This is a genomic window from Sorangium sp. So ce124 (assembly GCF_051525235.1).
Classification (GTDB): domain Bacteria; phylum Myxococcota_A; class Polyangia; order Polyangiales; family Polyangiaceae; genus Sorangium; species Sorangium atrum.
The window spans coordinates 7,718,540-7,743,786 of record NZ_CP150312.1; the positions used below are offsets into that span (position 1 = coordinate 7,718,540).

The following is a 25,247-nucleotide window of genomic DNA, read 5'->3' on the forward strand; positions in this document are numbered from 1 at the left end:
CCGATCGGTCCTATCCGCAGGCGGGACCAGGAGAACAGCGGCATGGAGCAGCGAAGCGACCTCGACAAGGCGGCCCGCAAGGCGAGAGCCGGCAATGGCAAGAGCAAGAAGGCCGCGTCCGGGGACGGGCTGGACGGCGCCGCGCGCGCGGCGAAGGCCCGCCCGGCCGAGCGCCCCCGCGCCGCCGCGCCGCTCGAGAGCGACAGGCTCGATCGGCGGACGCTGCTGATGGCGCTGACCGGCCTGAAGAAGGGCGATTTCTCGGTGCGGCTGCCCGTCCACTGGCTCGGGCTCGACGGGAAGATCGCCGACACGTTCAACGATGTCGTCGAGCGCAACGAGAAGCTCGCCAAGGAGCTCGACCGCCTGAGCCGCGCGGTGGGCAAGGAGGGCAAGCTCTCGCAGCGCGCCTTCATCGGCGAGGTGAGCGGCGCGTGGGCCGACGAGATCGGGTGCATCAACGCGCTCATCAGCGATCTCGTCCACCCCACCGCCGAGACGGCGCGCGTCATCGGCGCCGTGGCCAAGGGCGATCTCTCGCAGACGATGGCCCTCGAGGTGGACGGCAGGCCGCTCGACGGCGAGTTCCTCCGGACCGCCAAGACGGTCAACACGATGGTCGAGCAGCTCGGCTCCTTCGCCTCCGAGGTCATCCGCGTCGCCCGCGAGGTCGGCACCGAGGGCAAGCTCGGCGGGCAGGCCGACGTCCGCGGCGTCGCCGGCAGCTGGAAGGACCTCACCGACTCCGTCAACTCGATGGCCGGCAACCTCACCTCCCAGGTGCGCAACATCGCCGCCGTCACCACCGCCGTCGCCACGGGCGATCTCTCGAAGAAGATCACCGTCGACGTGAAGGGCGAGATCCTCGAGCTCAAGGACACCATCAACACGATGGTCGATCAGCTCCGCTCCTTCGCCTCCGAGGTCACCCGCGTCGCCCGCGAGGTAGGCACCGAGGGGAAGCTCGGCGGGCAGGCCGACGTCCGCGGCGTCGCCGGCACCTGGAAGGACCTCACCGACTCCGTCAACTCGATGGCCGGCAACCTCACCTCCCAGGTGCGCAACATCGCCGCCGTCACCACCGCCGTCGCCAACGGCGATCTCTCGAAGAAGATCACCGTCGACGTGAAGGGCGAGATCCTGGAGCTCAAGAACACCATCAACACGATGGTCGACCAGCTCAACTCCTTCGCCTCCGAGGTCACCCGCGTCGCCCGCGAGGTCGGCACCGAGGGGAAGCTCGGCGGGCAGGCCGACGTCCGCGGCGTCGCCGGCACCTGGAAGGACCTCACCGACTCCGTCAACTCGATGGCGTCGAACCTCACGGCCCAGGTGCGCAACATCGCGACCGTCACCACCGCCGTCGCCAAGGGTGATCTCTCGAAGAAGATCACCGTCGACGTGAAGGGCGAGATCCTGGAGCTCAAGAACACCATCAACACGATGGTCGACCAGCTCAACTCCTTCGCCTCCGAGGTCACCCGCGTCGCCCGCGAGGTCGGCACCGAGGGGAAGCTCGGCGGACAGGCCGACGTCCGCGGCGTCGCCGGCACCTGGAAGGACCTCACCGACTCCGTCAACTCGATGGCCGGCAACCTCACCTCCCAGGTGCGCAACATCGCCGCCGTCACCACCGCCGTCGCCAACGGCGATCTCTCCGAGAAGATCACCGTCGACGTGAAGGGCGAGATCCTGGAGCTCAAGAACACCATCAACACGATGGTCGATCAGCTCCGCTCCTTCGCCTCCGAGGTCACCCGCGTCGCCCGCGAGGTCGGCACCGAGGGAAAGCTCGGCGGGCAGGCCGACGTCCGCGGCGTCGCCGGCACCTGGAAGGACCTCACCGACAACGTGAACTCGATGGCCGGCAACCTGACGAACCAGGTGCGCGGCATCGCCAAGGTGGTGACCGCGGTCGCCAACGGCGATCTCAAGCGAAAGCTGGTCGTCGACGCCAAGGGGGAGATCGCCGCGCTCGCGGACACGATCAACGGCATGATCGAGACGCTCGCGACGTTCGCGGATCAGGTGACGACGGTGGCGCGCGAGGTCGGCGTCGAGGGCAAGCTCGGCGGGCAGGCGAGCGTGCCCGGCGCGGCCGGCACGTGGAAGGACCTCACCGACAACGTGAACCAGCTCGCGGCCAACCTCACCACGCAGGTGCGCGCGATCGCCGAGGTCGCCACCGCCGTGACCAAGGGCGATCTCACCCGGTCCATCAAGGTCGAGGCGCAGGGCGAGGTCGCCGCGCTGAAGGACAACATCAATGAGATGATCCGGAACCTCAAGGACACGACGCTGAAGAACAGCGAGACGGACTGGCTCAAGAGCAACCTCGCCAAGTTCTCGCGCATGCTCCAGGGGCAGAAGGATCTGCTCACCGTCGGCCGGAGGATCCTGTCCGAGCTCGCCACCGTCGTCACGGCGCAGCAGGGCGTCTTTTACATCATGGATGCCTCCCGCGAGGAGCCCGTCCTGAAGCTGCTCGCGAGCTACGCGTTCAAGGAGCGCAAGCACGTCGACAACCAGTTCAAGCTGGGCGAGGGGCTCGTCGGGCAGTGCGCGCTCGAGAAGGAGAAGATCCTCCTCGTCAACGCGCCCCCCGATTACATCACGATCACGAGCGGCCTCGGCGACGCGCCTCCGGTCAACATCATCGTGATGCCCGTGCTCTTCGAGGGTCAGGTGAAGGCCGTCATCGAGCTCGCGTCGCTCGAGCGCTTCAGCCCCACCCACCAGGCGTTCCTCGACCAGCTCACCGAGTCGATCGGCATCGTGCTCAACACGATCGAGGCCAACATGCGCACCGAGGACCTGCTCAAGCAGTCCCAGTCGCTGGCCCGCGAGCTCCAGAGCCAGCAGGAGGAGCTCCAGGAGACGAACGCCGCGCTCGGCGAGAAGGCGCGGCTCCTGGCGGAGCAGAACGTGGAGGTCGAGCGGAAGAACCACGAGGTGGAGCAGGCCCGCCAGGCCCTCGAGGAGAAGGCGCGTCAGCTCGCCCTCACGTCCAAGTACAAGTCGGAGTTCATGGCCAACATGTCCCATGAGCTCAGGACCCCGCTGAACAGCCTGCTCATCCTGTCGGACCAGCTCTCCAGGAACAACGACCAGAACCTCACCGCGAGGCAGGTCGAGTACGCGAAGACGATCCACGCGTCAGGCACCGATCTCCTGGGGCTCATCAACGACATCCTGGATCTCACGAAGATCGAGTCGGGCACCGTCGTCGTCGACGTCGGAGAGATCAGCTTCACGGACCTCTCGGACTACGTGCGCCGCACGTTCCGGCACGTCGCCGAGGCGAAGAAGCTCGATTTCGAGCTCTCCTTCTCGTCGACGCTGCCGACGTCGATGTCCACCGACGCGAAGCGGCTTCAGCAGGTGATCAAGAACCTGCTCTCCAACGCCTTCAAGTTCACCGAGCGCGGCAAGGTGGTCCTGGAGGTGACAGTGGCCCGCAGCGGCTGGAGCCGTGAGAACGATGTGCTCAACCGGGCCGACGCTGTGATCGCCCTCTCCGTCCACGACACAGGGATCGGGATCGCGCCGGACAAGCAGCAGATCGTCTTCGAGGCGTTCCAGCAGGCGGACGGCAGCACGAGCCGCAAGTACGGCGGCACCGGGCTCGGGCTCGCGATCAGCCGGGAGATCGCGGGGATGCTCGGCGGCGAGCTCACGCTGGTCAGCGCGCCGGGGCGCGGCAGCACGTTCACGCTCTACCTGCCGCGCGCCTTCCGGCCCGTGCGGGCGGCGCGGCGGCAGCCGACACACGTCCTCGACGCGCCGCCGTCCGTCGATGATGCCGTCCACAGCAGCCGGCCGTCGGATCGCACGTCCGCGAGCGCGGACGTCCAGATCATCGACGACAGCGAGAGCGTCCGCCCTGGCGACCGCGCGATCCTGATCGTGGAGAACGACACGGTGTTCGCCCGCTTCCTCGTGGATGTCGCGCGGGAGCACGGCTTCAAGGCGGTCGTCGCGCTCCGCAGCGCGACAGCGCTCTCGCTGGTGCGAGAGATCGAGCCCGCGGCGATCACGCTGGACATCAACATGCCCGACGTCGACGGGTGGCGCGTGCTCGACGGCCTGAAGCGCGACCTCTCGGCGCGGCACATCCCGGTCCAGGTGATCACGACAGAGACGGAGGAGGAGCGGAGCCGCGCGCGGCGGATGGGCGCGGTGGGCCTGCTCAACAAGCCGCTCAGCAGCAGGACGACGCTCGACGAGGCGTTCGCGCGGCTCGCCGGGCTGATCGACTCGCCGCGGCGCCGGCTGCTCGTCGCGGCCCCGGACGAGGCTTCCTTCGCCCGGCTGACCGAGCTGCTCGGGTACGAGGACGTCACGGTCGCCGGCGCGGCGACGGCCCAGGAGGCGCTCGACGCGCTCGATCGCGAGGCGTTCGACGCGATCGTGATCGATCTGCACCTGCCGGACATGCCCGGCCTCGAGCTCATCGAGCGCCTCGATCGCGCGGGGCGCTTCGCCGATCTCACGGCCATCGTGTACGCGCCGGCGGGCGTCGCCGGGGACGACGAGGCGCGCCTCTCCCGGCTGGCGCAGACGCTGCCCGTGAAGCCTGTCCAGTCGAGAGAGCGCCTGCTCGACGAGCTTACGCTCGCGCTGCACCGCCGGCTCTCGGACCTGCCGGAGCAGACGCGGCTCATCGTGGAGCAGCTCCACGAATCGGCAACCACGCTCTCCGGCAAATGTGCGCTGATCGTCGACGACGATTTCCGCAACATCTATGCGCTGAAGACCGTCCTCGAGAGCTACGGGATGACCACCCTCACCGCCGACACGGGGAAGGCCGCCATCGAGCGCCTGGGGAGCACGAGCGGGATCGACGTCGTGCTCATGGACATCATGATGCCAGAGATGGACGGATACGACACGATCCGCGCGATCCGCAAACAGCCGGCATTCCAGACGCTACCGATCATCGCCGTCACGGCGAGGGCGATGAAAGGCGACCGGGAGAAGTGCCTGGAGGCGGGCGCGACCGACTACACCTCGAAGCCGGTCGACACGGAGCAGCTGCTGGCGCAGCTCCGCATCTGGCTGCATCGCTGAGCTCGCTTCACCGCGCGTCACCGCCGCTTCCACACAACGCCCCGAGACAACTCCCGAGCACGTCCGTCGGTTTCGTCTGCGCTGCAACGACGCCTCAGTGTGGCGCACCTGCGCAAGATCTTGCGCGGCACACGGGCTGTCGACAGCGCAGAATACCGAGCATTTTCCGCATTTTCTTTTGGCATGCCGCCTGCTGTAGCGATGCAGCGATGTGGGATTCCAGAATACAGGCAAGGCGCGCGAGAGGACGTTCGTCGGGAAAGGAGCTGTAGGTGACGGCAAAGCTGGTGACCGGTCTCGTCAGGACCTGGTCGGACGCCGAGAGGTCGGTCGAGCGCGTGATGAGCTGCGGATACACGCGTGACGCCATCAGCCTTGTCATGAGCGATGCGGGGCGCGACCAGCGCGCCGTGGGCGGAAGCACCGGCGCGGCGGCGGACGTCGGCGGGGCGGCGGGGTCGGCCTCGGCCGCGCTCGCGGTGCTCGGCACGAGCACGGCGTTCCCTGGCCTGGGGCTCGTGGCGGCGGGGCCCATCGAGGCTGCGCTCGCCGGCGCCGGCGCGGGCGGCGCGGCCGGCGGGCTCATCGACGCGCTCGTCGATGCCGGCATCCCGGAGCACCGGGCGAGCATCTACGACAGCGGCCTGCGACAAGGCGCGATCCTCGTGGGCGTAATTGCTTCCTCCGAGCGAGATGCAGAGATCCTGGAATTGATCCTCGAGTATGCCGGCGCCGAGGACGTCCGGAGCGAGAGCTCGCAGCGGCGTCCTTACGACAGCTTCATCTGAGCGCTCGCTGGAGAGCGACAGGCACGTGGCAACTTGCCTCGCTGAGGCGCGCTGCCGCTGACGCGCCCGTGCAGGGTTTCAGGAGCTCCCCGAGCGGATCGCCTGGCACAGGCGATGCTCCAGACTCGGCGCGTGCCGTCGCGTGGCGAGCGGCGGATGGCCGGAGCACACGGCAGGAGACCGCATGTCGAGCAACATGACCCAGGCGTTCGATCACACCTCAGGGGAATGCTTCGAGGTCGGCACGGTGGTGGGCGACAAGTATCAGCTCCTCCGCAAAGCGGGAGAGGGCGCGATGGGGTCTGTCTGGGTCGCCACGAACACGGCGCTCGAGGCCAATGTGGCCATCAAGGTGCTGCGGCCTGAGATGCGCTCTCCCGCGATCGCCGAGCGCCTGCTGCGTGAGGCGCGGGCCGCGGCGAAGCTCAGCCACCCCGGGATCGTGCGTGTCTTCGATCTCGGCAAGACCGCGGGCGGCACCCCGTACATCGTGATGGAGCTCCTGGAGGGCGAGGCCCTCCGGGACGTGCTCTGCCGCGAGCACCGGCTCGCTCCCGAGGTGGCGGTCTCGATCCTGCTGCCGGTCGCGAGCGCGATGCACGCGGCCCACGAGCGGGGCGTCGTTCACCGGGATCTCAAGCCGGACAACGTCATGCTCGCGAATCAGGGCGACGGGCGGATAAGGCCCAAGGTCGTCGATTTCGGGATCGCGAAGGTGACGTGGACCGAGCCCGAGTCCGGATCGACGGGCGCAGCCGTGATCGGGACTCCGCAGTACATGCCGCCGGAGCAGGCGCTGGGGCAGGGCCACATCGATCATCGCGCGGACGTCTGGGCGCTCTGCACGATGCTCTACGAGGTGATCGCGGGCGAGACGCCGTATGCGGGGGAGCACGGGTTCGGGACGCTGCGCGCGATCATCCAGGATCCGGTGCGCTCGCTCGTCGAGCGGTGCGGCTCGGACCCGGCGCTGTGGTCGATCATCGAGCGCGGGCTGCGCAAGGATCCGGCGGAGCGCTGGGGGAGCATGCGCGAGCTCGGCGGCGCGCTCGCGGCGTGGCTCGTATCGAGGGGTGTCTCGGAGGACGTGAGCGGCGCGTCGCTGCGCGCGCAGTGGCTGGAGGAGCGGGCCAGCCAGATCCCGTCGCCGTCGCCGCGACAGACGGTGGTGAGCTCCGCGCCGACGCTGCACTCGCGCCGCGCGGACGACTCCCTGGAGCTGCAGCTGCCCCTGACGGCCCCGCAGAGGGCGCCGGGGGCGGCGGAGCGCAAGGGGATCGAGGAGAGCGGAGAGCGCGCGTGGTCCGAGGCGACGGCGATGGTGAATCTGCCGGGGGCGGCGTCTCCGTCGCCGCGATCCTCGTGGCGGGAGCGCTTTCCGCTCCGCGCCGTCGCGGCGGCCGGGCTCGTGGCCCTGGCGGGAGCGGGGGTGTGGAGCGTCGCGCTGGGCACGACGGGTAGCGCGGTCGAGTCGACGCTGGCGCCGCTGGTCGAGCCCGCGGCGGTGATCGCCGCTGCGCCGTCTCCGGCGCAGCCAGCGCTAGAGGCGATCTCCCGTCCGGCCGGCGTGGCGCCCGGGAGCGTGGCGCCGCCGGCCGGGCCCACGGTTCCGCGCCCGGCGCGCGCCCTGAAGGCCACGGTACCCGCGCCTGCGACGCCGGCCGCGGCAGCGCGGACTGCGACCGCCGCGCCGGCGGCGAGCGCGCCGGCCGCGACAGGGAAGCCGCCGGCGCCGGCGGCGAGCGCGCCGCCCGGGTCATCCGGGACTACCACGGGCGCAGAGGCGCCTGCTCCGCCTGCACAGCCGGTCTCCGCCGGCTCGGCGCCCGTGCCGGGGAGCGCCGCCTGTTCGGCTGGCGGAGGCCGGGAAGGCGGGGAAGCGGCCTGCCCGCCGGCCGCCGAGGCGTCGGCGAGCGCCGCGGAGGTTTACGATGACGCCGGGGCGGCCGAGAAGGAGCCGGCCGTCCACCGTGCGGCGCCCACCGAGGAGGCGCCGCCGTCCGCGGATGCCGGCGCAGCGGAGGGCTCTTCGAGCGCTCCAGCGGCGCCTTAGCGGCCCGACGCCGCCCCGGCGCCGCCCCGGCGGGCGAGGCCAGCGCTAGACGCCGAGCGCCCGCAGGAACCCGCCCTCGCACTCGGCCTCGGGGAGCGCGCCTCCCCGGCGCACGCCCGCATGGCGAGGCTCCAGCAGGTCGAGGCCGAAGCTCCACAGCGCGTTGCGCGCCTGCGCGAAGAGGCCCTGCCTGGGCAGGTTGTCGAGGCGCACGGCCTCGCTCCGCCCGAGGTCCTGCTCGAACAGGCGGGCCGCGTCCCTCACGAAGGCGGGTTGCTTGACGATGAGGTTCGCCTCGCTCACCCACCTCAGGCTCGTCGGGTTCACGTTGAAGGTCCCCACCGTCGCCCAGTCGTCGTCGATCACCGCGAGCTTCGCGTGGAGCATCGACGGGAGGAACTCGTGGATCTGGAGCCCGTTCTCCAGCCATGACGCGTACCGCGCGAGGCTCGCGTGCCGGATGGCCGGGAGGTCGGAGTCGCGCGGCACGATGATCTTCACGTCGATCCCGCGGCGCGCGGCGTCGATGAGCTCGCGCTCGAGCCCGCGGGGAGGGCAGAAATACGCGTTCTCGATCCACACCCGCCGCCGCGCCGCGCGCACCCGCTCGAGGTGGCGCTCGTAGATGACCGTGGGCGGCGTGGGCGCGTCGGTGATGAACTCCACGTCGTCGTAGACGCCGCCCGTCCAGTAATCGAAGGACCGCCCCGCGGCCTCGTCGGCGAGCATCCAGCGGCACTCGAACGCCCGCGCCATGTCGGTCACGCAGGGCCCCATCACCCGGCTACAGACCTCGTGCCAGCCGTCGCCGCCCTCGTCGCGCGGCAGCCACTCGTCGGCCCACGCAGCGCCGCCGACGTACCCGGCGCCGTCGATCACCACGATGCGCGAGTGCTCCCGCGGGAACAGGGCGCCCCCGCGGAGGACGGCGCCCAGCGGCCTGTAGGCGCGGGCGCGGATGCCGCGGGCCCTCATGTCCTCGAAGAACGCCGCCGGCGTCGTGTGGCTGCCGAGCGCGTCGTACAGGAGCCGGACATCCACGCCGCGCCGCGCGGCGCTCGCGAAAGCGTCGGCGAAGCGACGGCCCATGAGATCGTTGCGGTAGATGTACGTGGAGATCCAGATCCGCTCCCGGGCACGCGCAATGTCATCGAGGAGCGACTCGAGCACCCATTTCATCCCCGGGAGGAGGCGCGTCGTGTGGAGAGCGCCCCCTGCCGCAGCGCGACCGGTGCTGGAGTCCGCCCTGGAGCCTGGAAACGTCGGCGCCGAGCAGGTCATGTCGAGTCCCGAACGCCGGGCGGCTGCAGCTCGATTGCCACAGCGGCCCGCGCGTCCTCACCACCGTGGCTCAAGCAGCCGGTGTGCCACGTCGCCAAGGCGCGAGCGCGCAGGGATGTCAGCAGGAGAAGGCTCACCACGTGGCAAAGTGCCACGCGCGTGGCGCCGGTGAGGCGACCGGTCTCTCCGGCGCATCGCTGTCCTCGCGGGCTTCGCAGGCGGGCCGCGCGCGCGCGAGCGGGCCGCGGCACCAGTCTTGAACGGCGTGGGCGCGATGATGCCTGCCGCCCGCGAGCTCTCCGCTCTTCGACCCGCCCGGACGCGCGCCAGGTCGCGCCGGGCGCCCTCCGAGCCCCAACCCAAACCGCCGCCCGCGCCGCCGCTGCGGCGCCGGCTCGCCCTGGACCCCCTGCACGCGATCGGCGCGTTCGCGCTCGCCTGCGTGGCCGCAAGCGCCTTGTTCATGCACGCGCGGGGGACGCGCGAGGCGACGGCGCAGGGGCTCACCCTGCGCGTCGCTCATCCCGAGAGGATGCGCTTCCGCGACATGGAGCGGGTCACGTTCGACGTGGAGAACACGGCGGGCGAGCCCTGCCGGGCGGCCACGCTCACGCTCGACGAGGCGTACCTGGACAGCTTCGAGGAGCACCACGCCACGCCGGCAGAGGCGGCGTTCGGGCGCTTCGAGCTGGGCGACCTCGCGCCCGGCGAGCGACGCCGGATCGACATCGAGCTCCGCGGCGAGCGCAGCTGGCTCGCCTCGGGCAACGCGACCCTGTCGTGCGGCGGGGAGCGCGGCGTCCACGTGCCGCTCCGCACGTTCATCTTCCCCTGAGATCACCATGGAGACCGTCGCCCGCGTCGCCGTCGTTTATGTGTTCCTCGCCGCCGCGTTCCGCGTGCTCGGCAAGCGCGAGCTCAGCTCGATGTCGCCCTTCGAGCTCGTCACGCTCATGCTGATCCCCGAGATCGTCTCTCAGGCCCTCGTCCGCGAGGCGTCGCTCGCGAACGCGCTCGCGGGCGTGTCCACCGTCCTCGTGCTCGTGTTCCTGACGTCCGTCCTGACGCACCTCTTCCCGAAGGCGTCCGAGGTCATCGACGGCTCGCCCACGGTGCTGGTCGCGAAGGGCCGCATCCTGGAGGCGGCGTGCAATCGAGAGCGGATCCAGCCGGAGGAGATCCTGTCCGAGATGCACAAGAGCGGGCTGGAGCGCCTCTCCCAGGTGCGATGGGCCATCCTGGAGGCGGACGGCGCTCTCACCATCGTCCCGGAGCAGGGCCACGGCCTGCCCGTCTCCCCGGCCAGGACGCGGGACGAAGGCGTGTGAGCGCCGGTCAGGCCGGGCGGGAGGCGAGGCGGCGCGCGCCGCGGCGGGCGATCGCCGCCGCGAGGGCGAGGGCGCCGAGCGTCATGCCCACGAGCGTGCCCTGCCCGCGGGTCCGCGAGGGGCGGTCGCCGTCGAGGACCGGGATCGCCGCGCCGCAGAGCACGTCGGCGTGGACGCTGACGCGGGCGCGCAGCCAGTTGTCGACCCGCTCCTGCGGCGCGGGGCTCAGGACGAGGTCCGTGTCGAGCGCGGCGCGCGGCAGGTTCGCCTCCAGGCGGGTCAGCCAGACGTCCTTCGGGTGCAGGCCGACCATCGCGATCGCGAGGTCGTCGAGCGCCCCGCACGCGAGCTCGCGCGCGTCGATCTGGCCGGAGGCGACCTCCCCGCAGCTCGGATCGGACAGCCGGACGCCGGCCGGGCACGGGTTCGCCACGGCGCGGCTCTCGGTCGCGATCTCGGCGAAGCGCACGGCGCACGCGGCGTCCTGGACCTCACCGGTCTCGCCGTTGGCGAGCCCCTGCTGGGCGAACGCGGCGGCGATCGTGTCGACCGGGGTGGTCGAGCCGCTCGTTGTGTAGCGCACGCCGAACGGCGCCGCGGGGCTCGACACGGGCGAGAACAGCGAGCCCTGCTGGGCGTAGGAGGTGAGGAACGCGCGGCCGCCGTCGGCCGCCGCGATCGCCTTCTCGCGGAGCACGCCGTAGTTCGACTCCTGCGAGGCGAAGTCCCACGCGAGGAGGTCGATGGGGACGGCCGCGGCCGCGAACCCCTCGGGGGCGAGCCGCGCCTCGCTGATGGTGAAGAGGGTGATCGCGACGTTCGCGCCCGTCCCGGCGGCGACCATCCGGAGCGGGAGCGCGGGGTTCGCCCCCGGCGTGACGACCCGCACCGGCGTCATCTCCTTCACGTCCTTGCCGGGCTGCAGCCTGATGGCGATGAAGTCGAAGCCCTCCTCGACATAGGCATCGATGATCGGCTGCGTCGACTCGTCGACGTTGAAGTCGTTTCTCTCCAGCCACGTGTTCAACGCGCCGGGCGTGTCCGTCGCGAGCGTCACGGTGTCGTACGGACCGACGGTGCCGCGGTGGAGCACGGTGACCTGATCGCCGACGCCGAACGAGTCCCCCGCTGCCTCCGCGGAGCCGAGGGCCGAGCCGCAGCCGCCGCCGCTCCGGGCGCAGGTGGAGCTCGGCGCGGTGATGCGCACCGACGTGGCCGCGTCGAGCGTCTCGAACCAGGCGTCCGAGCCTTCCTCGAGGATCGCTCCGCGCTTCACCGGGAGCACCCACCCGAACGCGCTCGGATCGCCGGAGTACTGGATCTGATCCCAGAGCACCGACTGGACGGGCGACACCGAGAGCACCATCCGGTGCGCGTTGACGACCGTCGTCTCGGTGGGCGGGGCGAAGCACCCGCCGCAGGCGAGCGCCTCGCGCGGCGACAGGAGCGTCGCGGAAGGAACGGCGAGCGCAAGGAGCGCGAACAAGCGAAGTTTCATCGGCTACCTCCAGGGGCGCGGATCCGCGCGGGCGGGCTCTCCGGAGCGCGCGGGCGGCGCGCGGCGCACCGCCGTCAGGCTATCCAAGCCTGCGCGCGGCGGGCAGCCCGCGCACGATTGGCGCGCCGCCTGCCGCCCGGCGAGCCGCCGTCGGCCCGCGCACGATCGGCGCGCCGCCTGCCGCCCGGCGAGCCGCGGTCAGCCCGCGGCCCACCACGCGTCGAGATCGCGGAGGGCACGCTCGGCCATCACCTCGTAGCGGGCGCGCTTGCGCAGCTTGCCGTGCGCTGGATCGAGCGGCGCGATGTGCGCCCAGGTGATGTTGGACGGCTGATACGTGGGCTGCTTCCGGCCGAGGTGCGTGAGGATGCCGCCGAGCGCCGTCGTGGGCGGCGGCGGCCGGAGCGGCTCGTTCCGCAGCTGCTGCGCGAGGAGGATCGCGCAGACGAACCCGGCCGCGGCGCTCTCCACGTAGCCCTCGACGCCCGAGATCTGGCCGGCCAGGTGCACGCCCGGCATCGCGCGGAGCTCCATCGCGGGGCCGAGGAGCGCGGGAGCGTCGACGAAGGTGTTCCGGTGCACGGAGCCCATGCGGAGGAACTCGGCCTCCTCGAGGCCGGGCACCATCCGGAACACCCGCAGCTGCTCGGCGTACTTCATGCGCGTCTGGAAGCCGACCAGGTTGTACGCCGTCGCCGCCTCGTCCTCCGGGCGCAGCTGGAGCACCGCGTAGGGGCGCCGGCCGGTGCGCGGATCGGTGAGCCCCACCGGCTTCATCGGCCCGAACGCGAGCGTCTGCTCGCCGCGCGCCGCCATCACCTCGCAGGGCAGGCACCCCTCGAAGTAGCGCACCTCCTCGAAGGCGCGGGCCTCCACCTTGTCCGACGCGACGAGGGCCTGGACGAACGCCTTGTACTGCGCCTCGTCGAAGGGGCAGTTCACGTATGCCTCGTCGCCGGCCTCGGCGTCGTCGCGGCGCTCGGCCGCGTCCTCCAGCTGCGCGGCCCGCTCCGGCTGCGCGGTCTGCTCCCGCTGCGCGGCCCGGTCGCCGCGGACCGCGCCCCCCTTGCCGTAGCGCGACTGCTTCCACACGCGCGACCAGTCGATCGAGTCGGCGCTGACGATCGGCGCGATCGCGTCGTAGTAGGCGAGGTGCTCGGCGCCGACGGCCGCGGCGAGGCTCGCCGCGAGGGCGTCGGAGGTGAGCGGCCCCGTCGCGAGGATCACGGGCCGCTCGGCGGGGATCTCGGTCACCTCCCGGTGCTCGACGGTGATCCGGGGGTGGGCCTCGATCTCACGCGTCATGGCCTCGGCGAACCGCTCGCGGTCGACCGCCAGCGCGCCGCCGGCCGGCACCGAGGTCTCGTCGGCGCACCGCAGGGCGAGCGAGCCCACGCGCCGGAGCTCCTCCTTGAGGAGCCCCACCGCGTTGCTCAGCGCGGCGCCGCGCAGCGAGTTCGAGCACACGAGCTCGGCCAGCCGATCGCTCGTCTGCGCAGGCGTGCGCTTGTGAGGCTTCATCTCGACGAGGCGCACGCGCAGCCCGCGCTGCGCGAGCTGGTACGCCGCCTCGCAACCGGCCAGGCCGCCTCCGACGACGACGACGTCGTGCTGGCTCTCCGCTCCGTTCATACAGCTCACCAGGTGGGGGGTGTCGCGGGCTTCTTAGCTCGCCGTGCGGCGGGCGCGCACGGCCCGCGCGGGCTTTTCGGCGGCTCCCTGGGCCGCGCCAGCGCCCTGCGGCGCCGCCTCGGGCCGGCCGGCCGGCGTGGGCTCCGCCGGCGCGGGCCGGGCGGCCGACGCCGGGGCGGCGCTCGCGACGAGCGCCGCGGCGTCCGGGGTGGCGGCGCCATCCGCGGCGCCGTCCTCCCCTTCGCCCTCGACGATCTCCTGCTTGAAGCCGCAGTCCTTCGTCGCGCAGACGAGCATCGCCTTCTTGCCGCCGGTGCGGGTGACGAACTTCGCGCCGCACTGCGGGCACGGGACCGGCACCGGCTTCTGCCAGAGCTTGAACTCGCACTTCTGCTCGGCGTTCCAGTTGGAGCAGCCGTAGAAGGTGCGCCCGCCCTTCTTGCGCGGCCGGATCTCGATGAGATCGCCGCCGCAGCTCGGGCACGCGACGCCGAGCGGCACCGGGCGCGTGTTCTTGCAGGCCGGGTACCCGGTGCACGACAGGAAGTCGCCGAAGCGGCCCGTCTTGATGATCATCGGCTTCCCGCACTTGTCGCACGAGATGTCGGTCTCGCGGACGGCGGCGGTCCCCCGCGCGTCGGACAGGTCGCGCGTCGCCTTGCACTTCGGGTAGCGCTCGCAGCTCAAGAACCAGCCGTTCTTGCCCCACTTCTTGAGCATCATCGACCCGCACTCGTCGCAGACGATGTCGGTCTTCTCTGCCTCGGGCTTCCACGGCGCGAGCTTCTTCGACTTGTCGAGCTGCTCCCTGAACTTCTTGTAGAAGCTCTTGAGCAGCTGCTCGCGCTTCAGGCTGCCGGCGCCGACCGCGTCGAGCTCCTCCTCCATCTGCGCGGTGAAGTTCGGGTCCATGATGTCGAGGTTCGACCGGACGAGGCCGTCGACCACGAACTTGCCGAGGAGCGTCGGCTGGAACGCGCCGCCGTCCCGCTTCTCGACGTACGCGCGCTGCTGCACCTTGCTGATGATCTCCGCGTACGTCGACGGGCGGCCGATGCCGCGCTTCTCCAGCTCGCGCACGAGCGAGCCCTCGTTGTAGCGGGGCGGCGGCTGCGTGAACTTCTGGTCGGTGATGACCCCAGGGGGCGACACGGCGAGCGCCTCGCCCTCCTTCATGTCGGGCAGGAGCGCCTCCGAGTCCTCCTCGGCCGAGGGCCCCGGCGCCGCGCGCTCCGCCTCGGCGGCGGTCGCCTCGGGCGCCGGCGCGGCGGCGCCGCCGTCCGCGGCTGCGCCTGCGCCTGCGCTCTCCTCCTCGCCGGCGAACTCCTGCTGGCCCTCGGTCACCTGCAGCCAGCCGGCGAACTTCAGGATCCGCCCGGTCGCCCGGGCGAGGTAGCTCCGGTACGCGGGCACCGCGACCGTCGGCGCGACGTCGATCTCGACCGTCGTGCGGTCGTACACCGCCGGGGTCATCTGCGAGGCGACGAAGCGGTTCCAGATGAGCTTGTACAGCTTGTACTGCTCGTCCTTGAGGTGCTTCTTGATCGAGTCCGGGTGGATCTCGACGCTCGTCGGCCGGATCGCCTCGTGCGCGTCCTGCGCGTTCTTCTTCGACTTGTAGACGTTCGGGCGCTCGGGGACGAACTCCTTGCCGTACCGCTTCGCGACCACGCCGCGCACCTCGGCGATCGCGTCGTCGCTCACGCGCGTCGAGTCGGTACGCATGTACGTGATGAGGCCGACGGGGCCGCCGTCGCGCTTGAGGTCGATGCCCTCGTAGAGCGCCTGCGCGATCTGCATCGTCCGCTTAGCGCCGAAGTGCAGGTAGTTCGTCGCGTCCTGCTGGAGCTTCGAGGTGGTGTACGGAGCGGGCGGGTTGCGCTTCTGCTCGCGCCGCACGACCTTCGCCACCCGGTAGCGGGCGGTCTCGAGATCGGCGCGCACCTTCCCGGCGACCTCGCCGTTCGTCACCTCGAGCTTCTTGCCGTCGGCGGAGGCGAGCTTCGCGACGAACGGGGCGCGCTGCGGCGGGCTCGCCGCGCCCAGGCCGACCGCGATGTTCCAGTACTCCTCCGGGACGAACGCCTCGACCTCGCGCTCGCGGTCCACGATGAGCCGCAGCGCGACCGACTGCACCCGCCCCGCCGACAGGCCGAACGCGAGCTTCGACCAGACGAGCGCCGAGACGTCGTAGCCGACGATGCGGTCGAGCACGCGCCGCGCCCGCTGCGCGTCGTACAGGTTCTCGTCGAGCTTGCGGGGGTTGTGGACGCCGTGGTCGACCCCCTTCTTCGTGATCTCGTGGAACTCGACCCGCGCCACCTTCAGCTTCGGGTTCTTGATCTCCTCCGAGATGTGGAACGCGATCGCCTCCCCTTCGCGATCGGGGTCGGTCGCCAGGAGCACCTCGTCCGCCTTCTTCGCGGCGGACTTCAGCTCCTCCAGGACCTTCTCCTTGCCCTCGATGACCTCGTAGGTCTCGGCAAAATCGTTCTGCACGTCGACGGCGTTCTGCTTCTTGGGCAGGTCCTTGACGTGCCCCTTCGAGGCGAACACCTCGTACCCGTTGCCGAGATATTTCTTGATGGTCTTCGCCTTCGCCGGCGACTCCACGATGACGAGCGTCTTGGCCATCACCACCTTCTGAGCAACGAGATCGGGCTTGTGAGGATTGAGGGGCGCCCTTCGGTGCGAGGGAGGCCCCCCCGCGAGGAGGCGGCCACCCGAAACCGCACTGGGCAGGGTGAGCCGGCGCGCCCCTTCAACGAAGAGCCCGCCGAAACAACCCGGCGGGCCCCTCTACTACTACGGCCTGGAGCGTCAACGTCAAGAGTGCCTCCACGGCGCGTCTGGGCGGAAGCCCCGTCCTCTCGCAGACCTCATCCACGTGCGCCGGCCGGGCGTCCAGGGCGTCGAGGACCGCGCGTTCGGCCGCGCTCATCGACGGAAATGGCCCGCTTTCCCCGGGCGAAGCGCTCGTCGGCGCCCCGAAGGCGGCCTCCGGGAGCGGCAGCGTGCCGCCGCCGGGCGACCTGCTGCGGGCCGAGCGCCGCGCTCGCCGGCGGGGAGGGGGCGCCTGCCCGCCGAGGACGTCGATGACGTCGGCCGCGCGCGTGACGGGGCGCGCGCCGGCGACGAGCTCCAGCGCGCAGCCCACGCCGCGCGGGCTCCACGGGGCGTGGGGGACGACGCAGAGGTGGCGGCCGAGGCGCCGGGCCGCCGCGGCGGCGGAGCGGGCGCCGCTCTCGACGCCCGCCTCGACCACGACGGTCGCGAGCGTGAGCGCAGCGAGGACCGCGTTGCGTTGGAGGAACAGCGCCGGCAGCGGCGGCGTGTCGTCGGGGACGCGCGCGAGCAGCGCGCCGCCCGCGTCGAGGACGCGCTCGAACAGCGCCGCGTGCTCCCGCGGGTACGGGCGCGCGTGGCCGCCGCCGCTGACGACGACCGTCGGCGCGCCCGCGTCGAGCGCGCCCTCGTGCGCGGCCGCGTCGACGCCGCGCGCGCCGCCCGACCAGATCGAGAAGCCCGCCTCGCCGAGCGCCGCGGCGAGCGCGCGGGTGAACCGGAGCGCCTCGTCGCTCGCGGCGCGCGTCCCGACGATCGCGACGCCCGGGCACGCCGGGAGCGCGCCGCGCAGGTAGAGCGTCGGCGGCGCGGCCTCGGTCTCCGTCACGAGGGCCCAGAGCTGCGCGGGGTAGGATGGATCTGCGGGCTGGATCTCGATCGACGGCATACGCGGCGTGTCGACCGACGCCCGGGACGAGTTGCGCGAAATGAAGAGCGCGCGGCCGCTCGCTCCGGGCGAGATCGCCGCGCTACCGGGGCGGCACGCGAGGCGGCGCGCTCGGCGGCGCCGTGTTGGGCGGGGTCGCGCCGGGCGGCGCGGCGCCGGGCGGCGCGGCTGGACGCGCGCCCCGGAAGCCCTGGACGAGCACGACGCCCGCGCCGCGCCGCACCTGCGCGTGGAGCTCGACGGCGAGCGGCGCGGCGGCGGGCGCGGAGAGGCACGCTCCTCTGCCGCCGATCACCGCGACCGGCCCGCGGTCCGCGTCCTGGGCGACGATCTCGAGCGCGGGCGGCGCGCCCTTCGTGACGAAGAGATCGACCTCGATCACGCCGAGCCCGCCCTGCGCGATGAACACCGCGCACTCCCCCGGCGGGATGCGCGCGGGGATCGCGCCGCTCTCCCCTTCCGCGATCGCGAGCGACACGACGTCGCCGAGGGGCGCCATGCCCCTCGCCTCCCCGCGCGCGGTGTTGGCGAGCGCGAGCGCCGTCACGCGCGGCACCGGCGCGCTCGCCGCGGGCCGCTGCTGCGCCGCGCGGCTCAGGAACAGGCGCGACGCCTCCGGGTCCGGCTCGGGCGCATCGCGCGGAGGCGGCGGGTTCCGCTGCGTGTCGGGCGCGGGCGAGGAGGCCGGCGGAGGCGGCGGGCTAGGGTGCAGGACCTCGGCGCCGCCTCCGCCGCAAGCCGACACGGCGAGCGCGAGCGACGCAGCGAGCAGGCGGCGCGCCGGCCCGAACGGATGCAGTTCGATGAGAGCGAGGGCGCGCCGCACCGCGCGGAGCCTACCAGAACCGCCGCGCCGCGCTCGGTCTGCGAGCGGCCGGCCGTGGGTCGTGCTACCCACTCGCCCGATGAAACCCAGGGACATCGTCGTCGCGACGCATGGTCACTGCTTCGACGGCATGGCGAGCGCGGCCCTGTTCACCCGCCTGATGCAGGCGCTCCGCCCTGGCGAGCCGCTCGCGCTGCGGTACCGCTCCTGCGGGTACGGCCCGGGCATGACGATGATCCCGCCTTCGTGGCTCGACGGCGACGAGAACGCGATCCTCGACTTCCGCTACACGCCGACGAAGAAGCTGACGTGGTACTTCGACCACCACATCACCGGGTTCGGCTCGGACGAGGAGCGCGACGCGGCCCTCGCCGGCGCGTCGCGCGCGAAGGTCGCGGGCGACGCGCCCCATGTCTTCTACGACGCCGCCTACGGCTCGTGCACGAAGCTCATCGCGGACGTCGCCCGCGATCACTTCGGCGTCGAGATGTCCGGGGCCGATGAGCTCATCCGGTGGGCCGACCTCATCGACACCGCGCGCTTCCCCTCGGCCGAGGCCGCCGTCAGCCGGGAGGAGCCGATCATGCAGCTCGCCTCCGTGGTGGAGCACCACGGGGACGGGCCGTTCCTCGCCGCCGTGGTGCCCCGGCTCGTCGAGCGGCCCGTGAGCGAGGTGGCGCGCGAGGCCGACATCCAGGAGCTCTGGCGTCCCCTCTCCGTCTCGCGGCAGACGTTCGTCGCGCGCATCGAGCGCGGCGCGCGGAAGCTCGGCCGCGTGGTGCTCGTCGATCTCTCCGACGCGCCGCTCGAGGCGGTCGGCAAGTTCATGACGTACGCGATGTACCCGGACTGCGTGTACTCGGTCACGCTCTCCCGGCAGAAGCAGCACTACAAGCTCTCGGTCGGCTATAACCCCTGGTGCGGCGTCCCCCGCGATCGCGACATCGCCCCGATCTGCCGCCGCTACGACGGGGGCGGGCACCCGGCGGTCGGCGCGGCGTCCTTCCCGCTCTCCGCGCTCGAGCGCGCGCGCGAGGCGGCCCGCGCCGTCGCCGAGGAGCTCGACAAGGAGCCCGAGCGGTGACCTGGGCCGAGCAGCGCTTCCGCAGGGGCGCGCGCGAGACGGGGCGGGCAGCGTCATCACGCGCGCAGGCCGGGGCGGCGGCCACGCGCGCGCCGCTCCTCTTCGGGCACCGGGGCGTGCGCGGCGAGGGCGCCCCCGCGGAGAACACCCTCGCCGCATTCGAGGAAGCCGCGGCGCAGGGGGCGGACGGGATCGAGCTCGACGTGCGGGTGTGCGGCTCGGGCGAGCTCGTGGCGCTGCACGACCCGGACCTCGCGCGGATGACCGAGGGCGCGGACCCGCGCGCCGCGGCGGCGCTCCCCTGGGACGAGCTCCGGCGGGTCGACCTCCGCGGCGAGCGGGTGCCGCTCCTGTCCGAGGTGCTCGCGTTCGCGCGCGGCCTTCGGCTCGCCGTGAACATCGAGATGAAGCGGGACGTGCCCGATCGCACCGCCGTCGTGCTCGCGACCGCGCGGCTCGTGCGCGCCTGGGATCCCCGCCACGCCTTGCTCGTCTCGTCGTTCGATCCGGTCATGATCGCCTCCTTCGGCGCCCTGGTGCCGGCCGTCCCGCGCGCGCTCCTCGTGCACCGGAGCCGCTACCACGATGCGGCCGTGCGCCTCGCGCCGGCGCTCGGGGCGCTCGCCGCGCACATCGAGCGGACGATCGCGTCGCCCGAGCGCATCGCGCTCCTGAAGCGGCAGGGCCGCGTGATCAACGTGTGGACCGTGAACGACCCGCGGGAAGCGCAGGACCTCGCGGCGCTCGGCGTCGACGGGCTCATCACCGACGCGCCACGCCGCATCCGCGACGCGCTCGAGTAGCCAGCGCCGTCCGGCGCGGCCGGGCGCTACCTTCGCTGCCAGGGGTCGATGATCTCGCGCGACCGGCGCGGGCTCCGGCGCGGGGCCGACGGAGCCCGTGGGGCCTTTCGCTCGGCGGACGCAGCCGGCTCCGCCGTGGCCGCGGGCAGCGCGGCGTCCGCGGCTGGCGCGCCCTCGGCCGCGGGCAGCGCGGCGTCCGCGGCTGGCGCGCCCTCGGCCGCGGGCAGGCGCACCACCACCGCGGTCGATGCGCGGACCACCTCCAGAGCCGGCGCAGGCGCAGCCGCGCTCACGCCCTCGGGCTCGATCGGCGCGATCACGTGGTAGGGCGCGGCGTCCTCCTCGACGACGGGCCGCAGCGCCGTCACCGCGACCGTCCCGCTGATCGCGGACAGCGCGCCGCACGCCACGAGCCAGCGGAGCGTCGCGCTCGCGTGAGGCCTGCGATCCGCGCGCACCTCACCGGCCGATGCCGCCGTCAGCGTGCCGGGCTGGGACGGCTCGGCCAGCGAGGCGAGCGTGTCCTGCCGCGGGCGCGGGCCCTGGTCCCCGGACCGGGAGAGGGAGGCGAGCTCCCCTGAGCCCTCCAGCTCGCCGGTGCCGCCCGGTGACAGCCCGAGCAGCGTCCCCGTGCGCGACGTCACGGGCGCCGGCTGCGGCGCCGAGGGCACGGGCAGCGGGATGCTCGGGTCGCCCGCCGCGGCGACGAAGGCGTGCACCATCTCCTGCGCCGACTGGAACCGCTGGGCCCTGTCGCGCGAGAGCGCGCGAACGAAGAAGCCGTCGAGATCGGCCGGCACGTCGGGCGCGAGGTGTGTCGCGAGCGGGATCGGCTCGACGAGGATCCGTGACAGCACCGCGCCGAGCACGTCGCCCTCGAACGGGAGCTTGCCCGTGACCGCGCGGAAGAGGATGACCCCGAGCGACCACAGGTCGCTGCGCGCGTCGAGGTTCCTGTCGCCGCGCGCCTGCTCCGGGCTCATGTAGAACGGCGAGCCCAGGAGCTCGCCGGTCCTCGTCGTCTCGTCGGTGAGGAGCTTGCCGGTGAGCTGCTTGGCGATGCCGAAGTCGAGGACCTTGACGATCTCCTCGTCCTCGTCGACGCGCGAGAGGAACAGGTTGCCGGGCTTGAGATCGCGGTGGACGAGCCCGGACTCGTGCGCGCGGCGCAGCGCCTTGCCGGTCTGGATCGCGATGCGCGCCGCCTCGGCGAGGGAGACGCGGCGGACCCGCCTGAGGCGACGGCTGAGATCCTCGCCCCGGAGCAGCTCCATGACGAGGTACGGGACGGTCCCCCAGATGCCGTAGTCCTGCACGCTCACCACGTGCGGGCTGTCGAGGTTCGCCGCGGTCCGCGCCTCGCGGTAGAAGCGCGCGCGGAACTCCGGCGAGGCCGCGTGCTCCGGATCCATGAACTTGATCGCCGCCGGCGCCCCCAGCTGGAGGTGCCGGGCCAGCCACACCGAGCCCATCCCGCCCCGCGAGAGCGGCCCCTCCAGGCGGTATTTATCGCCGACGATCGTTCCCGGCTCGACGTCCATCGCCGACTCCTCCCGCCACGGCGAGGTAGATGGCGTCTGTCTAGACGTTCGAGCGAGCGGCGTCCACGCCATCAGGCGAGCGCTGCCATACGCCAGCCGGCGCCACCCGAGATGGCCTTTGTCCTTTCAGGAGCCGCCTGAGCGCGCCTGCTCAGAGCACCTTAGTCCTGGCAGTCGACATGACGGCGGACGACGCCGCCCGGGACCGGCTGCGTGAACGCGCCCGAGATGATGGGCGGATTCCACTTCGCCTCCTTGTACTGAAAGATCACGTCGTCCTCGGTGTTGGGCACCCGCATGCGGATCGACCGGGGGATCTCGGCCAGGCAGGCGCCGCCGCTCGGCGGGATCGGATCGTCGATCCCCTCCGGATCGACGCGCGGCGGCGCGGTGCGGATGGCCTCGTGATGGCTCAGCTCCACCTGATAGAGGTCTGTCCCGCGCTGCGCGACCCGGACCTCGCGGACGCGCAGGCGCTGCTGGCTCCACGGCGCGAGAAAGTCGCGGGGGTGCGGCTCGAGGTGGATCTCCTCCACCGCGTCGCGGGAGCCCTGGATCAGCACACGGTAGAACCCGTCGCCGTCCCAGGCGATCGAGGCGCCGTGCGGCTCGTGAGCGAGCACCGGCGCCTCGCCGCGGAGCAGCGAGACGAGGGCGTGCCCGGGGATGGGCACCTGGGTCAGCCGCGCCAGGTTGCACGTGCTCGCGGGCCCGTGCAGGAACTGCTTCTCCCGGACGTCGAGCATCTGGAACTGGGTGCCATTCGACGTGAGCGTGAAGAGCGTCGCGCCGAACGGGCTCACCACGTCGAAGCGCACCCGATCCGGGTTGACCGCGAGGATGTACATGTCCCCGCGGAGCCGCCCCTGGCGCGAGAAATGGTCGACCTTGGCGGTGCCCTGGACGCCGTTCACGCAGGCATAGGAGGCCTTCATCCGGTCGAGCGCCGCGTCGGCGGTCGGGAACCGGGACGCGGGCGGAGCCACGGAGGCACAGCCGGTCACGAGCACGGCGAGGGGCGCGGCCCAGACGATCGCGCGATGGCGCATGGGCGCGGACGCTGGCAAGGATCGCCGAGCCCGTCAACCGCGGAAGCGGCGCCGAGCCCATCCACCGCCGGAGCGGCGCGAGGGGCGTGGCCGTGGAGGAGAGGTGTGGAGGGAGGGCCGGGGGCCCAGGAAACGGCGGCGGGAGGGCCGCGCGTCCGGCCCGGAGCGAGCCCCCGGCCGGACGCGCGCGAGCAGGATCAGGACGCCCGGAGCGCCTCGAGCAGATCGACGTCGGGGATCGCGACCGGGAGGCGGGCGCGGAGCACGGCGACGTCGTTGTCCTCGCAGAGGCGAGCCACCGCGAGCCCGTCGAAGAGGGAGATGGGCGCGGTCCCCACGATCGCGGCCTCCTCGCGCGCACCGGAGAGCATCTGACCGGCGGTCAGGATCCAGCCGGCGGTCGCGGGGCCGTAGTGGTGGAGCGAGCCGCGCAGCTCGGTGACCCGCTCGCGGCCGACCTCGCGGCCGTCCCGCCGGATGACCAGCGCGAGCTTGATCTCGTCACCCGCCGTGCGGAGCGCGCCGGAGAAGTGGCTCTCGCCGCCCGGCGCCCCGGCGCGGCGCACCGCGCGCAGCTGGCCGATGCCGATGCGCTCGAGGGCGAGGACACAGATCTCGACGAAGGCATGGCCCGGGAGCTCGGAGAGCTTGCGCACGAAGGCGCGCCGCGCGGCATCGCGGTAGCGCTCCACCGCGGCGAGCGCCTCCTGCTCCAGCCGCGCGAGGTCGCCCGGCAGCAGCCAGTCCGTCAGCGCGATCCTGCCGCCGGCGAAGCGGAAGCGAGGCCGCTGCCCCGCGGCGGTGCGGCGCGCGTTGTCGGCGCGCACGGCGGCCGCGACCTGGGACTGCACGAGCTGCACGTCGCCGGCGAGGCGGCCGCGGCGCTGCGCCGTCTCCGCGATCTGGCGGAGCGAGACAGCGCCCGCGTTCCGATCGAAGGTCGAGAGGATGCCGGCGACCGCATCGGCGAGATCGCGGCCGGCCAGGTCGTCGAGCGCGTGCCCTTCGCCCCCCGTGAGCTCGATGACCTGCGGGCCGCGGTAGACGGGCTCGGCGCCGAAGCTGTCGGGGCGGTCCGCTCGGTCGATGCGCTCGGCCCGGTCGGTGCGCTCGGCCCGGTCGGTGCGCTCGACCCGATCGGTGCGCTCGCCTCGCTCGGGGCGATCGAAGCGCTCGGTCCGATCGGAGCGCGGCGGCTCGCGGCCGTTCTCGCGCCGCGCCTCGAACACAGGCGTCGCGACGTAGGAAGGCAGCCCGCCGGTGCTCGGGTTGGCCTCCGCGGTCCCGCGGCCGCGGCGGCGCCGGCGGCGGCGGCGGCGGCCCTCGCCCTGCTCGCCCGACGAGCCGGGCGTCGCGCGGTCCTCGCCGCCGAGGATCGGCTGATCGTCGTCGTCCTCTTCGTCGAAGAGCTCCGCGGCGCCGGCCACGGCCTCGGCCCGCATCGCCTCGTCCGGGCCCGGCGGCTCCGCGTCGTCGAGCTCGCCCTCTTCCTCGTCGACGTAGGCGCTCGCGGCGCGCGGGGACGACGGCGTCGGCGGCGGCACGGGCTCGCGCGCTGCCGCGATGTCCACGCCGTTCAGCCCGGCCGCGCTCGTCGCGCCGGCCACGACGTCCTCGTCCTCATCGTCCTCATCGTCGATCGCAGGCGCGGCCTGCGCCGCCTCGTTTGCGGCTCCGCCCTCGACCTCGACCGCTCCGCTCTCCACCTCGAGCTCCGCGGGAGCGCCAAGCTCGCTCTCTTCCGCCGCGTCGTCGTCGGTGCCCGCATCGAACAGGGTCGGCTGCTCCTCGTCCTTGCGCGCCTTGGCCGCCTCGGGCTTGCCGCCGCGCTTCGCCTTCTTGCCGTCGAGCCCGGACTTGATGGTCTTCTCGTCCCACTCGCGCAGCGCGAACACGCCCGGCTTCACGCGCACCAGGGGGTTGTCCGCCGTGTCCTTCTTCAACGTCGCCGCCAGGCGGGCGCCCATCGTCACCTCTGGGCTCTTTCCAACGTGGCTAAGGAGGTTCTTCTCGATCGCGATATCGGTGATCTCTTTATAGTGAAGCGGTCTACCGATGAGGCGAAGCACCTCGGCGGCTGCATCCGTGAACGTCATCTTTGTTCGCCCTTCGGGCGCGCCGCCCGGCGGGCGCCCTCGTCGTCCCCATCGCGGCCGCCCCGTCCAAAGTGGCTGACGAAGCGCGCGGGATACCCCACCGCAGCCGGGAAACGCACATTCGCTCCCACTCGGCCACGACGCGCGGAACGGCGTGCTCGTAGCATGCTCGGAAACGGCGGTCAACGGGCCGCACGATCCGGCTCAGAAGAAGCCGCTGACCGACCTCTAGGGCGCGGAACCGGGGGGCGGGCGGCGCGAGGCCCGGATCGACCGCGCGCCGCGCCGAGGCGAGCGCGCGGCGGCCGGCGACGGCAGCCTGGATGAACGCGCGGCGCGCAGTCAACGGCGCGCGCGGGCTCCTGGATGAGCATCGATATGGCTCGTGAGCGGATGTCGGCCAGTCCGGAGCACGGGAGAAGACAGAGGGAGAAGATGAGTTGATGCGTTGCTCTGTCGAGGTGC

16 protein-coding genes are annotated in these 25,247 nt (G+C 72.5%); 7 read left to right on the forward strand and 9 right to left on the reverse strand.

Annotated elements, in window-relative coordinates; translation table 11 throughout:
- Positions 1–42 precede the first annotated feature (42 nt).
- From WMF19_RS28925 to WMF19_RS28935, 3 genes are all read left to right on the forward strand, one after another.
- A complete protein-coding gene (locus tag WMF19_RS28925) occupies positions 43–5,070 on the forward strand; it encodes a HAMP domain-containing protein (RefSeq protein WP_437893297.1) in 5,028 nt (1,675 codons plus the stop codon).
- Positions 5,071–5,342: 272 nt separating this feature from the next.
- The gene (locus tag WMF19_RS28930) at positions 5,343–5,858 is read left to right on the forward strand and encodes a hypothetical protein (RefSeq protein WP_437893298.1); all 516 of its coding nucleotides are present in this window, start codon (positions 5,343–5,345) and stop codon (positions 5,856–5,858) included.
- A 184-nt stretch (positions 5,859–6,042) separates the two neighbouring features.
- The gene (locus tag WMF19_RS28935; RefSeq protein ID WP_437893299.1) at positions 6,043–7,911 is read left to right on the forward strand and encodes a serine/threonine-protein kinase; all 1,869 of its coding nucleotides are present in this window, start codon (positions 6,043–6,045) and stop codon (positions 7,909–7,911) included.
- Between the two features lie 45 nt (positions 7,912–7,956).
- Here WMF19_RS28935 and WMF19_RS28940 read toward each other — a convergent pair whose 3' ends face one another.
- Positions 7,957–9,090 carry a phospholipase D-like domain-containing protein gene (locus tag WMF19_RS28940; protein ID WP_437893300.1) on the reverse strand — a complete coding sequence of 378 codons (1,134 nt, stop codon included), beginning with the start codon at positions 9,088–9,090 and terminating at the stop codon, positions 7,957–7,959.
- A 376-nt stretch (positions 9,091–9,466) separates the two neighbouring features.
- Between WMF19_RS28940 and WMF19_RS28945 the strand changes: the two genes are divergently transcribed.
- Together WMF19_RS28945 and WMF19_RS28950 are read left to right on the forward strand one after the other, a co-directional pair.
- A complete protein-coding gene (locus WMF19_RS28945) occupies positions 9,467–10,027 on the forward strand; it encodes a hypothetical protein (RefSeq protein ID WP_437893301.1) in 561 nt (186 codons plus the stop codon).
- Positions 10,028–10,034: 7 nt separating this feature from the next.
- Positions 10,035–10,520, forward strand: coding sequence for a DUF421 domain-containing protein (locus WMF19_RS28950; RefSeq protein WP_437893302.1), 486 nt, complete (start codon positions 10,035–10,037; stop codon positions 10,518–10,520).
- A gap of 7 nt (positions 10,521–10,527) precedes the next feature.
- Here the strand turns inward: WMF19_RS28950 and WMF19_RS28955 are convergent, their stop codons facing one another.
- The 5 genes from WMF19_RS28955 to WMF19_RS28975 all read right to left on the reverse strand — a co-directional run bounded on the left by WMF19_RS28955 (position 10,528) and on the right by WMF19_RS28975 (position 18,209).
- Positions 10,528–12,018 (reverse strand): DUF2330 domain-containing protein, encoded by a 1,491-nt coding sequence (locus tag WMF19_RS28955; RefSeq protein ID WP_437893303.1) that lies wholly within the window; start codon positions 12,016–12,018, stop codon positions 10,528–10,530.
- A 198-nt stretch (positions 12,019–12,216) separates the two neighbouring features.
- Positions 12,217–13,650 (reverse strand): methylenetetrahydrofolate--tRNA-(uracil(54)-C(5))-methyltransferase (FADH(2)-oxidizing) TrmFO, encoded by a 1,434-nt coding sequence (trmFO, locus tag WMF19_RS28960; RefSeq protein ID WP_437893304.1) that lies wholly within the window; start codon positions 13,648–13,650, stop codon positions 12,217–12,219.
- Between the two features lie 33 nt (positions 13,651–13,683).
- On the reverse strand, positions 13,684–16,284 hold the full coding sequence (topA, locus tag WMF19_RS28965; protein WP_437893305.1) for a type I DNA topoisomerase: 2,601 nt from the start codon (positions 16,282–16,284) through the stop codon (positions 13,684–13,686).
- Positions 16,285–16,411: 127 nt separating this feature from the next.
- Positions 16,412–17,383: a DNA-processing protein DprA gene (locus WMF19_RS28970; protein WP_437893306.1), complete on the reverse strand. Its 972-nt coding sequence runs from the start codon at positions 17,381–17,383 to the stop codon at positions 16,412–16,414.
- 82 nt (positions 17,384–17,465) lie between these two features.
- The gene (locus WMF19_RS28975; protein WP_437893307.1) at positions 17,466–18,209 is read right to left on the reverse strand and encodes a hypothetical protein; all 744 of its coding nucleotides are present in this window, start codon (positions 18,207–18,209) and stop codon (positions 17,466–17,468) included.
- 79 nt (positions 18,210–18,288) lie between these two features.
- Here WMF19_RS28975 and WMF19_RS28980 point away from each other — a divergent pair, with 79 nt between their 5' ends.
- Positions 18,289–19,293: a hypothetical protein gene (locus WMF19_RS28980; RefSeq protein ID WP_437893308.1), complete on the forward strand. Its 1,005-nt coding sequence runs from the start codon at positions 18,289–18,291 to the stop codon at positions 19,291–19,293.
- Complete coding sequence (locus tag WMF19_RS28985; RefSeq protein WP_437893309.1) at positions 19,290–20,096, forward strand: glycerophosphodiester phosphodiesterase; 807 nt, start codon at positions 19,290–19,292, stop codon at positions 20,094–20,096. The genes WMF19_RS28980 and WMF19_RS28985 overlap by 4 nt, the downstream gene beginning before the upstream one ends.
- A 26-nt stretch (positions 20,097–20,122) precedes the next feature.
- On the opposite strand, the gene WMF19_RS28990 is transcribed toward WMF19_RS28985, so the two are convergent.
- The 3 genes from WMF19_RS28990 to WMF19_RS29000 form a co-directional block, all read right to left on the reverse strand.
- Positions 20,123–21,637: a serine/threonine-protein kinase gene (locus tag WMF19_RS28990; RefSeq protein WP_437893310.1), complete on the reverse strand. Its 1,515-nt coding sequence runs from the start codon at positions 21,635–21,637 to the stop codon at positions 20,123–20,125.
- 161 nt (positions 21,638–21,798) lie between these two features.
- The gene (locus WMF19_RS28995) at positions 21,799–22,686 is read right to left on the reverse strand and encodes a LolA family protein (protein WP_437323120.1); all 888 of its coding nucleotides are present in this window, start codon (positions 22,684–22,686) and stop codon (positions 21,799–21,801) included.
- A 197-nt stretch (positions 22,687–22,883) separates the two neighbouring features.
- Positions 22,884–24,782, reverse strand: coding sequence for an HTH domain-containing protein (locus tag WMF19_RS29000; protein ID WP_437893311.1), 1,899 nt, complete (start codon positions 24,780–24,782; stop codon positions 22,884–22,886).
- Positions 24,783–25,247 lie beyond the last annotated feature (465 nt).

Bases quoted from the DNA above. Each gene is read 5' to 3' on its own strand.
- WMF19_RS28925 (WP_437893297.1), top strand. From the start codon at position 43: ATGGAGCAGCGAAGCGACCTCGACAAGGCGGCCCGCAAGGCGAGAGCC.
- WMF19_RS28935 (WP_437893299.1), top strand. From the start codon at position 6,043: ATGTCGAGCAACATGACCCAGGCGTTCGATCACACCTCAGGGGAATGC.
- WMF19_RS28940 (WP_437893300.1), bottom strand. From the start codon at position 9,090: ATGAAATGGGTGCTCGAGTCGCTCCTCGATGACATTGCGCGTGCCCGG.
- WMF19_RS28945 (WP_437893301.1), top strand. From the start codon at position 9,467: ATGATGCCTGCCGCCCGCGAGCTCTCCGCTCTTCGACCCGCCCGGACG.
- WMF19_RS28950 (WP_437893302.1), top strand. From the start codon at position 10,035: ATGGAGACCGTCGCCCGCGTCGCCGTCGTTTATGTGTTCCTCGCCGCC.
- WMF19_RS28955 (WP_437893303.1), bottom strand. From the start codon at position 12,018: ATGAAACTTCGCTTGTTCGCGCTCCTTGCGCTCGCCGTTCCTTCCGCG.
- trmFO (WP_437893304.1), bottom strand. From the start codon at position 13,650: ATGAACGGAGCGGAGAGCCAGCACGACGTCGTCGTCGTCGGAGGCGGC.
- topA (WP_437893305.1), bottom strand. From the start codon at position 16,284: ATGGCCAAGACGCTCGTCATCGTGGAGTCGCCGGCGAAGGCGAAGACC.
- WMF19_RS28970 (WP_437893306.1), bottom strand. From the start codon at position 17,383: ATGCCGTCGATCGAGATCCAGCCCGCAGATCCATCCTACCCCGCGCAG.
- WMF19_RS28980 (WP_437893308.1), top strand. From the start codon at position 18,289: ATGAAACCCAGGGACATCGTCGTCGCGACGCATGGTCACTGCTTCGAC.
- WMF19_RS28990 (WP_437893310.1), bottom strand. From the start codon at position 21,637: ATGGACGTCGAGCCGGGAACGATCGTCGGCGATAAATACCGCCTGGAG.
- WMF19_RS28995 (WP_437323120.1), bottom strand. From the start codon at position 22,686: ATGCGCCATCGCGCGATCGTCTGGGCCGCGCCCCTCGCCGTGCTCGTG.
- WMF19_RS29000 (WP_437893311.1), bottom strand. From the start codon at position 24,782: ATGACGTTCACGGATGCAGCCGCCGAGGTGCTTCGCCTCATCGGTAGA.